Below are 12,648 nucleotides of genomic sequence, written 5' to 3'. Positions count from 1 at the left end.
TGTGTTCAGCACACTTGCTTAGGTTCTCAATATCTGGTCAATGCAGATCACTGCATTTTTCGACAAGAGTCCCCTCGTGATCGCGCGGAAACTAGGTCTTTTGCTCAAGACTTGCAACACATATAAGGGCGGTTCTGCCTGAGACTTTTTGACACCGTAGGCGCTTGTACAACGATGAAAATATTGACCCTGATACCGGCCAGAATGGCTTCGACGCGGCTTCCGGACAAGCCATTGGCCGATATCGCCGGCAAGCCGATGATCGTTCATGTGGCGGAACGGGCGAGGGCTGCGGGACTTGGCCGCACCGTGGTCGCGACGGATAGTCTCGACGTCAAGGCTGCCGTGGAGGCGCACGGCCTTGAAGCGGTCATGACGCGCAATGATCACGAATCCGGTTCCGACCGCATTTATGAAGCATTGCTGGCGCTTGATCCCGATGGGAACGTCGATGCTGTGGTCAATGTTCAGGGTGACCTGCCGACAATCGAGGCGGATATTATAAAGCGTGCGCTGCTTCCTCTACAGAACGGTCCAGCCGATATTGGCACGCTTGGCGTCGAAATCCGGCACGAGGACGAGAAGACCAATCCGAACGTTGTAAAGATCATCGGTTCGCCTACAGGCAAGGACCAGATGCGCGCGCTGTATTTTACTCGTGCAACCGCGCCCTGGGGCGAGGGACCGCTCTACCATCACATCGGGCTTTATGCTTATCGCCGTGCCGCCCTGGAGCGCTTCGTCTGGCTCGGTCCATCGCCGCTGGAGCGGCGTGAACGCCTCGAACAGCTGCGGGCGCTGGAAGCAGGTATGCGGATCGATGTGGAAATCGTCGATTCGGTGCCGCTTGGTGTCGATACGCCCGAAGACCTCGAACGGGCGCGAGACATTCTGACCTCTCAATAAGGCAATTCATCATGGCAAAGACCAACCGCATCTCCTTCCAGGGCGAACCCGGCGCGAACTCCGATACGGCGTGCCGGGATATGTTCCCGGATATGGAACCAATGCCGTGCCCGACCTTCGAGGATGCGTTCAACGCGGTGGAGAGCGGTGCAGCGGATCTCGCCATGATCCCGATCGAGAACACGATCGCCGGGCGTGTCGCCGACATCCACCATCTCCTGCCGGAATCACGCCTGCACATCGTCGGCGAATACTTCCTGCCGATTCATTTCCAACTGATGGTGCTGCCGGGCACCAAGCGCAGCGAGATCACCTCGGTCCACAGCCATATCCATGCGCTCGGGCAATGCCGCAAATACATCCGCAAGAATGGCTGGAAGCCGGTGATTGCCGGTGACACGGCGGGTGCCGCACGCCTCGTTGCGGAGGTCAAGGACAAATCCATGGCGGCACTGGCGCCTCGCCTGGCCTCCAGCCTCTATGGCCTCGATATTCTGGAGGAGGATGTCGAGGATATGGAAAACAATGTCACGCGCTTCGTTGTCCTCAACAAGACCAAGAAATGGGCGCCGCGCACGTCGGATGAACTGATGATGACGACCTTCGTCTTCCGTGTCCGCAACGTTCCGGCTGCGCTTTACAAGGCGATGGGCGGTTTCGCTACCAATATGGTCAACATGACGAAGCTCGAGAGTTACCAGATCGACGGCAAGTTCACCGCCACGCAGTTCTATGCCGACATCGAGGGTCATCCAGATGACAAGAACGTCGCCCACGCGCTGGACGAGCTGGAGTTCTTCTCCAAGGAAGTACGAATCCTCGGCGTTTATCCCGCCGACACGACATTCCGCAGTACACAGGGCGAGGACGAATAAAACCTAAACCCCGCTCTCGACCCAGCTGCGGATGAGGTGCGCGGCGATGGCGCCGGGCGGCGGTGTCATGAGCCCGTCCGAATGGGTGCGGTCGAGCATCGCGACAACTTCCTCACGGGAGAACCAGCGGCCATCCTCGAGCTCGGCCTTGTCCAGCGTGAACTCGTCGGACAGGGCCTCGGCATGGCAGCCGATCATCAGCGAATAGGGGAAGGGCCATGGCTGGCTGGCATGATAGAGCACGCGGCCGACCCGCAGGTTCGTTTCCTCGAACGTCTCGCGACGCACGGCGTTTTCTATTGTCTCGCCTGGCTCGATGAATCCGGCGAGGCAGGAATACATGCCAGGGCCGAAGTGCGCGCCGCGAGCGAGAAGACATTTGTCGCCGCGCACCACCATCATGATCGCCACCGGATCCGTGCGGGGGAAATGCTGCGCCTCGCAATTGGGGCAGGTACGCCGGTAGCCGCCATCACGCATCACGGTTTCGGTGCCGCAGCGGCCGCAATATTTGTGATTCTCGTGCCATGTCAGCAACGAAACGGCCTGCGCCATCGCGCCGAGCTGATCGGGCGGAATGAGGCCTTGCGTATAGACGGAACGGTAGTCGAAAGCCTTGATAGAATCCGGCAAGGTTGCAAAGTCGAAACCGCTGGGGGAGGCAAGGATCGGCGTGTCGTCCTGCATGCCGAGATAAATGGTCTTGTTCGGCACCGGCAGCAGCGCCGTTGCGTCCTCTAGACTAAAGAGCGCACTGCCCGTGTCGCCCCCCATGACCAGTACCTGGCCCTGGCTGGTTAGCAGAATGCGTGCGTTGGCGTTGGCGAGTGCAGTGGCCACCACATCGTCGCTGCGCTTTTCCGAATGGCGGTTGATCCTGTTTCCCGCAAAGCCGACGAAATGGCTTGCTTCCGTTTCCGGAACATCGAAAAGGCGAAACGGCATGGATAAGACTCCAGAAAACGGTCCGGAAGGGGACTTCGTGTACTTATAATGACTAGATAGCCTTCAGTATGGCGTTCGCAAAGGCCTTCGCGTCTTTTTCCTCGTAAGGTTCGCGTGTGCCATAGCCCCAGACGGGGCCGGGCCAAGCCGGGTCGCCGCTGTTGCGGGCTATGACGTGCAGATGCAGCTGGCGGACGATATTGCCAATGGCGGCTGTGTTGATCTTCTCGCAGTTGACGACAGCTTTTAGAGCTTGCGCGGCGATTCCCGCCTCGAACGTGAGCATGGTTTGGTCGAGCGGGGACATTTCGTGAATCTCGCAGATATTTGGGCGCTGCGGCACCAGGATAAGCCACGGCCAGCGGCGGTCATTCATCAGGCGCAGATCACAGAGACCCAGCCTTGCAATGGAAAATGTGTCTGCTGCAAGTTTAGCATCGAGTTCGAACATCATGATTTGCGATAAATAGCAGTTTTTTCGGCTGTACGCTTGCTTTTTGCGCGTGAATTGCCGATATGAGCCTTGGGAGGTTGGTGGTGGACGAGCCACTCGCCAACCGGGTCAGGTCCGGAAGGAAGCAGCCCCAACGAGCCAGGCACGGGTCGCCGTGCCAGCCTCCCACCCTTTCTTCTTTGTCACCTTGCCTGTGTCAAAGCCGTTATGCGGCATTGACGCTGTGGTGCATGGCGGTCCAAACTTGCGCCGGACGCGAGAAGACCAATTCAGGAGCGGAATGATCACCATGACGGCAGACAGCGCCTATCGCGTGCTCGCCCGCAAATATCGCCCGCAGAACTTTGACGATCTGATCGGCCAGGAGCCGATGGTCCGTACGCTGACCAATGCGTTCGAAACCGGACGCATTGCCCAGGCCTGGATGTTGACGGGCGTACGCGGCGTCGGGAAAACCACGACTGCGCGCATTCTTGCGCGAGCGCTCAACTACAATACAACTGACGTCGACAAGCCAACTATCGACCTTACCGTGCTGGGCGACCATTGCCAGGCGATCATGGAAGGCCGTCATGTCGACGTAATCGAGATGGACGCTGCCTCGCATACGGGTATCGACGACATCCGCGAGATCATCGAGCAGGTGCGCTATCGCCCGGTTTCGGCACGCTACAAGGTTTACATCATCGACGAAGTGCACATGCTCTCCAACCAGGCCTTCAACGGTCTGTTGAAGACACTGGAAGAGCCGCCACCGCATGTGAAATTCATTTTCGCGACCACCGAAATCCGCAAGGTTCCGATTACGGTCCTGTCGCGCTGCCAGCGCTTCGATCTGCGCCGCATCGACACCGGCGTTCTGATCCGGCATCTGAAGAAGATTGCCGATCTGGAAACGATCACGGTCGATGACACGTCGCTGAGCATGATCGCGCGGGCAGGCGAGGGTTCGGTGCGCGATTCCCTGTCGATCTTTGATCAGGCAATAGCCCATGGCGCAGGCCATGTGGACGCAGAGGCTGTGCGCTCCATGCTCGGGCTCGCTGATCGCGCCCGTATCATTGATCTGTTTGAGATGTTGATGCGCGGCGATGTGGCGTCTGCGCTTCGCGAATTCCGTGCGCAATATGATGTCGGTGCAGACCCAAGCGTTGTGCTGACCGATCTTGCCGATTTCAATCATCTGGTGACGCGCATCCGCTTCACGCCCGACGTGGCCGATGACATTTCGCTATCGGAAGACGAACGGCTACGCGGCAGGGACTTTGCAGAAAAGCTGTCCATCCGTGTCCTGTCGCGGACATGGCAGATGTTGCTGAAAGGCATCACCGAAGTGGACAATTCCAGCCGGCCGGTGCAGGCGGCGGAAATGCTGCTCATCCGGCTTGCCCATGCTGCAGACCTGCCGACGCTTGATGAGGCGCTGAAATCCCTGGGGAGCGGCGAAACTCTTTCCGGTCAGGCACCGCGTAGCGATGGCACCCGTCCCAATTCGGGAAATGGCGGTGCACCCATGGCGCGTTCTACCGATGCGGTCGCATCGTCACGTGGCTCGGTAAGCTCCAACGGCGGTGCGACCATGCGTCTGGTCGAGCAAGAACCAAGGCAAGAGCCAATCGTCCTGCCACAACCGGCGGTCGAAGAAGCGACGCTCGCTGTGCCGCTGAGTAGCATTGAGGACATTATTGCGCTTGCCGACAAGCAGCGTGACATGCAGTTCAAGATCATGGTCAAGAATTGTGTGCGGCTTGTCAGCATCAGACCCGGACGGCTTGAAATCAACCTGACGGAAAACGCGCCGAAGACGCTTTTGACCGACCTGTCGCAGAAGTTGAGCGACTGGACTGGCATTCGCTGGATGGTATCGCTATCGCGCGAACAGGGCAGTGCGACAATCAACGAGACCGAAACGGCGAAACGCGATTCGCTCCTGAGCGATGCAAAGTCCGATCCCGACGTTGCGGCGATTCTCGCAAGATTTCCAGGCGCAAAGATCATCAATGTGCGCATTGCCACGCCAGCCGGATTGGCGAATGGAGAAATGACCGAGGGTGCGGCTACCAGTGATGATACACTGGCACCCATCGAAGAAGATGATTGAAGGACAGGAGTTTTCCATGCGTGACATAATGGGCATGATGAAACAGGCCAAAGAAATGCAGGCCAAGATGGCGGCCATGCAGGAAGAAATTTCTGCGCTTGAAGCCGAAGGCCAGGCGGGCGGTGGCCTCGTCACGGTAAAGCTTTCGGGCAAGGGCGCGCTGACTGCGCTGACCATCGATCCGTCGCTGTTCAAGGAAGACGATATCGAGGTCATCGAAGACCTGATCATCGCCGCGCACAACGAAGCCAAGACGAAGGTCGAAGCGATCATGGCGGAGAAAACGCAGGCGCTGACGGCCGGTCTGCCGATACCGCCAGGATTCAAGCTGCCGTTCTAAGGTTTGGACGGCAACCACAAGTTTATTGGAAAGAACGCCTGTATCGGCTATATTGCCCTTGGAGTGGGGAACGAGCTTTCGCCCGCCCCCCTTTCCTCGTTATATGAAATGGACCCGGAACGTCAGTGACCAGCTGGTCCGGGTCCTTTTCATAATGAGGGCAACGCTAAACGGAAATCTCCGCATAGTTTACCTCCAAGTTCGATGGCAAGGCCTGTTGCCGCAGTCGGGTGGCCTATTCTCCCGATGCACCGGTTGGCACGATGCTGCTGCTTCACCTTCGAACCCTTGGCGCACTCGACGCTTGTCCCGATCATGGAGATATTGAAGGTTGGCAGCAACGCATGCAGGGTTGTGCTTTCCAGCAGCCTGTTCGTTACAGTTGTTACGCGTCACGCGGTCTCTGATTCCCTAAAACCGTAATTTGTTCTAAACCCACGATATGTCGAAACGAATCGCCGGTCCTGAAATTGAACGCCTGATCCAGCTTCTGGCCAAAGTGCCGGGCCTCGGGCCGCGTTCAGCACGCCGGGCTGCGCTGCATCTCATCAAGAAAAAAGAAGCGTTGCTGATCCCGCTTGGGTCAGCCATGCAGGACGCTGCCGACAAGGTGCGCATCTGCTCGACCTGCGGCAATGTCGACACGTCCGACCCCTGCATGATCTGTACCGACCCGCGCCGTGAACGTGCGACGCTGATCGTGGTCGAGGACGTTTCCGATCTCTGGGCGCTTGAGCGCGCCGGGTCTATGAATGTGCGCTACCACGTGCTTGGCGGGCGTCTGTCGCCGCTCGACGGTATCGGCCCTGATGATCTCAATATAGCGACGCTCGCCGGCCGGGTGGCAGAAGGCGAGATCAAGGAGGTGATCCTCGCGGTCAATGCGACGGTCGAGGGCCAGACAACGGCTCACTATATTACTGACCAGCTTTCAGGTTTCGACGTTCGCATCACGCGGCTTGCGCACGGCGTGCCTGTGGGCGGCGAACTCGACTATCTCGACGAAGGAACACTGACGGCCGCATTGCGAGCCCGAACATCGCTGTAGGGAGAACGCCTTGATCATACGCCCAATGAGTTTTGCCGTTGCGGCGGTGATCGGAGCGTTACTCTTATTCACTGCAAATACGGGATGGGCCGCGTCGAAGCCCGAGATCGAAGCACAGTTTCAAACATGGCTCGCCAATGATCTCTGGCCGGAGGCTAAGGCCAAGGGAATTTCCAAGGCAGTTTTCGATCCGGCGTTTCAGGGCGTGTCGCTGAATTTCGATCTGCCCGATCTCGTCATGCCCGGCGAAAAGCCACAGACGCCGCAAAAACAGATCCAATCCGAATTTGGCTCGCCCGGGAAGTATTTCAATGACAAGACGATCAATGCCGTCACCTCCGGCGGGACCGCGCGCGCCGGGCAATATGCGCGCATCTTGAAGGCTGTCGAGAGCAAATATGGCGTGCCGGGTGAGATCGTCCTGGCGATCTGGGGCCGCGAGAGCGGCTATGGTAGCGTAAGAATTCCCTACGATGCCTTCACGGTGCTCGGCACGAAAGCCTTTATGGCGACGCGCAAGGACATGTTCCGTGAGGAGCTTCTGGCGGCGCTGGAGATTGTCCAAAAGGGCTATATCGGCGCCGGCAGCATGAAAAGTTCCTGGGCCGGGGCCTTGGGCCAGCCACAGTTCATGCCAAGCTCCTATCTGGAACACGCGGTGGATTTTGATGGCGATGGCAAACGCGACATCTGGAATTCAGTGCCGGATACGCTGGGGTCAATCGCGCATTACCTTGCGCAATATGGATGGCAGCGCGGCCGCGATTGGGGCTACGAGGTGAATGTACCGCAAAATGTCAGCTGTGCGCTGGAAGGTCCGGACCAGGGCAAGCCTTTTGCAGCATGGGAAAAGCTCGGCATTGCCCGCGTCAACGGCAAGCCGTTTCCATCCAGTGAGACCAAACGTGAGGGCTTTCTGCTGATGCCCGCCGGGCGGCATGGCCCGGCCTTCATCGTCACCAAGAATTTCTATGTGATCAAGGAATACAATATGAGTGATCTCTATGCGCTGTTTATCAGCCATGTCGGAGATCGTATCGCACACGGAGCGAAAGGCTTTTCCGCAAGCTGGGGCGATGTCGGTGGGCTTTATCGTTCGGATATCGCGGGACTTCAGCGGGCTCTGGAAAAGAAGGGCTATGATGCGGGTGGCGCCGATGGTTTTCCCGGCTTCAAGACGCGCCGCTCTATCGGAGACTGGCAGGCAAAACAGGGCATGGTGCCGACCTGCTTTCCTGACAAGGACCTGATCACGGCGATCAGGTAGCTCATTGTCTTGGGCGCAAATACAGTCTGTCAAAACCTTCTCCGGTATGAAAGCGCGCGGTGAAGTGCGATCCTGACCAACAATTCGAACGTCAGGAAGAAATCACATGCCAGCTTTGGTCAACGGACAATGGGTCAAGGGCGACGTCGCCGCCAGTGAGATGAAGGGCGGTGCATTTCACCGTGAGGCGACATATTTCCACAACTGGATTACACCCGATGGTAGCCCCGACGCTCAAGGCAAGCCGACATTTCCGGCGGAACCGGACCGCTATCAACTCTTCGTCTCCTATCTTTGCCCCTGGGCCTCGCGCACCCTGATCTTTCGCAACCTCAAGGGGCTGCGCGATATCATCCGCATTTCCGTTGCGGAACCTGCCATCGGCGAGAATGGCTGGACATTTGCCAATGAACAGGATGCCGGGCCAAAGGCGCCGCCGATCCGCTATCTGCATCAGCTCTATACGGCGAGCGAGCCCAACTATACCGGCAAGGTTTCCGTACCGGTGCTTTGGGACCGAAAGGAGGGCCGTATCGTCAACAACGAGTCGGCCGATATCATTCGCATCCTCAACACGGCCTTTAACGGTATCACCGGTGATGATCAGGATTTCTATCCGGAGAAATTGCGCTCTGAAATCGATAGATGGAACGAGCTGATCTACGAGAATATCAACAATGGCGTCTACCGCGCCGGTTTCGCCAAGACTCAAACCTCATACGAAGAGGCGGCGACGGACGTGTTCGAGGCACTCGACAAGGTGGAAGCGCATCTTGCCGAGCATCGATATATCGCCGGCCACTATCTGACCGAAGCGGATTGGCGCCTGTTCGTGACGCTGGTGCGGTTCGACGCCGCCTATCATGGTGCGTTCAAATGCAATCTCCGCCGTTTGAGCGATTATCACAATCTTTCCAACTATTTGCGCGAGCTCTATCAGTGGCAGGATGTGCGCAATACGGTAAAGATCGACCATATCAAGGCCGGTTATTACTCCATCGCGCACGTTAATCCGACCGGTATCGTACCCATCGGGCCGCAGTTGAACTTCGATGCGCCGCACGATCGCGAGCGGCTGTTGGGCGAAGGCATCATCCGCAAATAGGATTTTGCGGTCAAGCAGACTTGTTATTCATACCCATATGTGAAAATAATATTCACAAGAGAAGACATGGGAGGATAGCATGGGAACCCGCGACGACCACCCGGTTGACGAAAGTGCGCGCCGATGACGACGTTCGCGCCAACTGTCGGCGTTTCCTCCACCCATCCCAAGAACATGCCTGACGACCATGCGGCATTACCCGTATGGAATGCAGAGAACTGGTTTTATGAAGATTGGCCGATCGGACAGAAAATCCGCTCGTTGCGCCGCACGATAGCCGAGAGCGACAGCCATCTGTTCAACATGCTCGTCACCGACATCCACCCTTACGTGCAGGATCAGATGTTTGCCGAAAGCGAGGGCATATTCGGCAAGCGGCTCGTTGCTGGCGCTTTCGTGTTTTCCGCGGGGCTTGGCCTTGTCGCCACCAATTGCGTCAACGCCTTTTCCTACGGCTATGACAAATTGCGTTTTATCAAGCCGGTCTTCCTCAATGACACGATCTACACGATCCGCACCAATCTCGACAAGCGGCCGCGCTATAAGGAGTTGGGCCTGATCCGTGCCAGCTACGAAGTGTTCAAAAATGAGGGCGAACTCGTCCTCTACTGCGAGCATCTGCAGACCGTGAAATATAAAAATCCCGCTGATTTCGTTGGAAAGACCGAAAAATAATGACTGCCGAGAATGAATTACCGCTGGCGGGCCTGCTTGTCGTCGATATGAGCCAGTTCCTGTCTGGTCCCTACGCTTCCCTGCGGCTGATGGATCTTGGCGCGCGTGTCATCAAGATCGAACGTCCCGACGGCGGCGATCTTTCGCGCCGGCTCTACCTGAGCGACACGGAAATCGGCGGCGACTCCACGATTTTCCATGCGATCAACCGTGCCAAGGAAAGCCTTGCCATCGATCTCAAGAACGAGGCCGATCTTGCGGCGCTCAAAACACTGTTGGCAAAAGCGGACGTGCTGATCCAGAACTTTCGCCCCGGTGTGATCCAGCGCCTTGGCCTCGATTACGAGGCGGTGAAGGCGATCAATCATCGCCTCGTCTATGCCAGCATCAGCGGCTATGGCGATGAAGGTCCGTGGGTTTCGCGCCCGGGTCAGGATCTTCTGGCGCAATCGCGCTCCGGCCTGATGTGGCTGAACGGCGATGAGAGCCAGGGCCCGGTGCCGTTTGGACTGGCCGTCGGCGACATGCTGGCCGGCGCGGCAATCGTGCAGGGCATACTTGCGTGTCTGGTGCGGCGCGGCGTCAGCGGCAAGGGCAGCCACATTGAAACGAGCCTGATGGAATCCCTCATAGATTTTCAGTTCGAGGTGCTGACCACGTATTTGAACGATGGCCGCCGTCTGCCGAAGCGTTCGGATTTCCGCAGCGCCCATGCCTATCTCTCTGCTCCCTATGGCGTCTACCACACCAAGGACAGCTATCTGGCACTGGCCATGACACCGTTGCCGAAACTGGCGGATCTTCTCTCGCTCGATGATCTCGCTCCCTATCGCGACAACCCGGCTACGTGGTTTACGTCACGCGACGAGATCAAGCGCATCATCGCCGCCCGGCTCGAAACCGAGATCACTGACCATTGGCTCGCCATTCTCGAACCGGCGGACATCTGGTGTGCAAAGGTGCTGAATTGGGAAGAACTTTTGCAAAGCGAAGGCTTCAAGGTTCTCGACATGCTGCAGACCGTGAATCGCAAAGACAATGTCTCGATCCTCACCACGCGCTCGCCTATCCGCGTCAACGGCCAGCGGGCAAAGTTTGATCGCGCCGCGCCGCGCATCGGCGAACACAGCGAGGCCATCCGCAAGGAGTTCGGTCTGTGAGTGCAATCAAGCTGAAAGGCATGACCTGGAGCCATCCGCGCGGCTATGACCCGATGGTTGCCTGTTCGAAACTCTGGAAAGAGCAGACTGGCGTTAGCATAGAGTGGGAAAAACGATCGCTGCAGGATTTCGAGTCATTCCCCGTCGAGGAACTCGCACGGGAATATGACCTGATCGTCATCGATCATCCGCATGTCGGCCAGATCACTGCCGAAAATTGTCTTGCACCACTCGACATCACCGGACGTCAGGCCGAACGCGATGCGCTCATGCAGGGCAGTGTTGGCCAATCCTATCCGAGCTATCGCTGGCAGGGTCGGCAATGGGCCTTTCCGATCGACACCGCGGCACAGGTTGCCGCTTGGCGACCTGATCTGCTCGCCCAACCGCCCGCTGCCTGGGACGACGTATTGACCCTCGCGCGGGAAGGCAGGGTTCTTCTACCGCTCCGCCCGCCGCATACGCTGATGATGTTTTATACGCTTAGCGCTAATACGGGATCGCCTTGCGGGGCAGCGAAACTCGGTGATTTGATCTGTCCCGAAAACGGCGCCAGAACATTTGAGATGATGCGCGAGATCGCGTCACTGATCGATCCGGCCTGTTTTGAGCTGGATCCGATTAAGGTATTGGAAAAGATGGCGGAAGTGGGTTCGATCATCGCTTATTCGCCCTTGATCTATGGTTACGTCAACTACGCGATTCATGGCTTCAGGCCAAACCTTGTGGCCTTTGCCAATATCCCGGATGCAGGCGGGAACGGGCCGGTTGGTTCAGCACTCGGAGGCACCGGCATTGCCGTTTCCGCGTTCTCGCCAAATCGCGGCGCGGCAATCGATTTCGCGTACTGGATTGCCGGTGGCGAGGTGCAGCGGGGGCCTTATGCGTCAGCGGGTGGTCAACCGGCTCATGCCGACGCTTGGGAAGACGAAACTGTCAATGAGGCGACGACAAGCTTCTACGCAGCAACGCGCAAGACGCTTGAAGCTGCCTGGGTGCGCCCGCGCCACAACGGCTATATGGCTTTTCAGCAGGCAGCGTCCGAGCGCATCAATGAAGGCCTTCAGCAACGGCACGAAACGGCAATGGTTGTCGATGATCTGAACAGGCTGTTCCGGCTGAGTTTCACTCCGTAGACGTCGCGTGCGTCGATCAGGAGCCCCGACGCATTTGACCTGCGCGTCCGTATCGCCCTGGACAGATGCCGATGCCTTGCTGGCACTCGGGTGGATTGATCTGGGTTGGTTCGGGCTTGCGTGGGGTCCAGGTTGCGTAGGAACCGCACCCAGCCAAAAAAAAGCTGTTGAACAATAACATGGCAGCCATTACGAATTTCATTTTCCGACCCCCGTCTGCAAACTCCAATGCAAACCGGTGTGCCGGAATCACGAATGAAAGTCAAAGTTGTAGTAGGTGGTAGCAATGGGTTGTGGAGCGACCTGTCCTACGCATAGCGTTTCTTGTGATCCTCGCCGCCACTAACGCTCGGATGCGAGTTGATCGCGGTGATTACCGCAAGCACCGCCAGCGAATTGACATCCCGGTTGCCGCGATTGAAGGCGGTCATCACAGTTTCCGCGATGACTTTCGCTTCTTCCTCCGAGCTTGATTTCACCACAAGCGTCGCTGCTGCCTTGTTGTAGGCGGCTTGCATAACATTCCAGTCATCTTGGGAGTACATCGGCTTTGAAGGATTATCGAAAGGCATGGAACTATTCCTTTCCCCTTGGACGAAACGAAACCCCGGCGACGGGGAGGAAAGTATCTTCGCA

General features: G+C 57.6%; 13 protein-coding genes and 1 other RNA gene. 11 read left to right on the top strand and 3 right to left on the bottom strand.

Annotation, left to right across the window (positions count from 1 at the left end):
- The first annotated feature begins 174 nt into the window (after positions 1-174).
- Together ACSQ3H_RS23470 and ACSQ3H_RS23465 are read left to right on the top strand one after the other, a co-directional pair.
- The gene (locus ACSQ3H_RS23470) at positions 175-906 is read left to right on the top strand and encodes a 3-deoxy-manno-octulosonate cytidylyltransferase (protein WP_436119263.1); all 732 of its coding nucleotides are present in this window, start codon (positions 175-177) and stop codon (positions 904-906) included.
- A gap of 11 nt (positions 907-917) precedes the next feature.
- A complete protein-coding gene (locus tag ACSQ3H_RS23465; protein ID WP_436119262.1) occupies positions 918-1,781 on the top strand; it encodes a prephenate dehydratase in 864 nt (287 codons plus the stop codon).
- A 3-nt stretch (positions 1,782-1,784) separates the two neighbouring features.
- Here ACSQ3H_RS23465 and nudC read toward each other — a convergent pair whose 3' ends face one another.
- Both nudC and ACSQ3H_RS23455 read right to left on the bottom strand, forming a co-directional pair.
- Positions 1,785-2,726, bottom strand: a complete 942-nt coding sequence (nudC, locus tag ACSQ3H_RS23460; RefSeq protein WP_436119261.1) for an NAD(+) diphosphatase — start codon at positions 2,724-2,726, stop codon at positions 1,785-1,787.
- 52 nt (positions 2,727-2,778) lie between these two features.
- Positions 2,779-3,183: an HIT domain-containing protein gene (locus ACSQ3H_RS23455; RefSeq protein ID WP_436119548.1), complete on the bottom strand. Its 405-nt coding sequence runs from the start codon at positions 3,181-3,183 to the stop codon at positions 2,779-2,781.
- Between the two features lie 69 nt (positions 3,184-3,252).
- Here ACSQ3H_RS23455 and ffs point away from each other — a divergent pair.
- From ffs to ACSQ3H_RS23410, 9 genes are all read left to right on the top strand, one after another.
- Positions 3,253-3,349: signal recognition particle sRNA small type (gene ffs / locus ACSQ3H_RS23450), an RNA gene on the top strand.
- A gap of 75 nt (positions 3,350-3,424) precedes the next feature.
- On the top strand, positions 3,425-5,281 hold the full coding sequence (locus ACSQ3H_RS23445) for a DNA polymerase III subunit gamma/tau (protein ID WP_436119547.1): 1,857 nt from the start codon (positions 3,425-3,427) through the stop codon (positions 5,279-5,281).
- A 16-nt stretch (positions 5,282-5,297) separates the two neighbouring features.
- Positions 5,298-5,621: a YbaB/EbfC family nucleoid-associated protein gene (locus tag ACSQ3H_RS23440; RefSeq protein ID WP_112526406.1), complete on the top strand. Its 324-nt coding sequence runs from the start codon at positions 5,298-5,300 to the stop codon at positions 5,619-5,621.
- 442 nt (positions 5,622-6,063) lie between these two features.
- Positions 6,064-6,669 (top strand): recombination mediator RecR, encoded by a 606-nt coding sequence (recR, locus tag ACSQ3H_RS23435; RefSeq protein ID WP_436119260.1) that lies wholly within the window; start codon positions 6,064-6,066, stop codon positions 6,667-6,669.
- Positions 6,670-6,694: 25 nt separating this feature from the next.
- On the top strand, positions 6,695-7,936 hold the full coding sequence (locus ACSQ3H_RS23430; RefSeq protein ID WP_436119546.1) for a lytic murein transglycosylase: 1,242 nt from the start codon (positions 6,695-6,697) through the stop codon (positions 7,934-7,936).
- Between the two features lie 106 nt (positions 7,937-8,042).
- Positions 8,043-9,041 carry a glutathione S-transferase family protein gene (locus ACSQ3H_RS23425; protein WP_436119259.1) on the top strand — a complete coding sequence of 333 codons (999 nt, stop codon included), beginning with the start codon at positions 8,043-8,045 and terminating at the stop codon, positions 9,039-9,041.
- A gap of 123 nt (positions 9,042-9,164) precedes the next feature.
- Positions 9,165-9,716: a MaoC family dehydratase gene (locus ACSQ3H_RS23420; protein ID WP_436119258.1), complete on the top strand. Its 552-nt coding sequence runs from the start codon at positions 9,165-9,167 to the stop codon at positions 9,714-9,716.
- Positions 9,716-10,876: a CaiB/BaiF CoA transferase family protein gene (locus ACSQ3H_RS23415; protein ID WP_436119257.1), complete on the top strand. Its 1,161-nt coding sequence runs from the start codon at positions 9,716-9,718 to the stop codon at positions 10,874-10,876. The genes ACSQ3H_RS23420 and ACSQ3H_RS23415 overlap by 1 nt, the downstream gene beginning before the upstream one ends.
- Complete coding sequence (locus ACSQ3H_RS23410) at positions 10,873-12,012, top strand: extracellular solute-binding protein (RefSeq protein ID WP_436119256.1); 1,140 nt, start codon at positions 10,873-10,875, stop codon at positions 12,010-12,012. Before ACSQ3H_RS23415 ends, ACSQ3H_RS23410 begins: the two co-directional genes overlap by 4 nt.
- Before the next feature lie 308 nt (positions 12,013-12,320).
- Here the strand turns inward: ACSQ3H_RS23410 and ACSQ3H_RS23405 are convergent, their stop codons facing one another.
- The gene (locus ACSQ3H_RS23405) at positions 12,321-12,584 is read right to left on the bottom strand and encodes a hypothetical protein (protein ID WP_436119255.1); all 264 of its coding nucleotides are present in this window, start codon (positions 12,582-12,584) and stop codon (positions 12,321-12,323) included.
- Between the last annotated feature and the right edge of the window lie 64 nt (positions 12,585-12,648).

The organism is Phyllobacterium sp. LjRoot231 (assembly GCF_964253365.1).
Classification (GTDB): domain Bacteria; phylum Pseudomonadota; class Alphaproteobacteria; order Rhizobiales; family Rhizobiaceae; genus Phyllobacterium.
The sequence above is the reverse complement of the archived record's forward strand: the minus strand, read 5'-3'. Positions and strand labels throughout refer to the sequence as shown.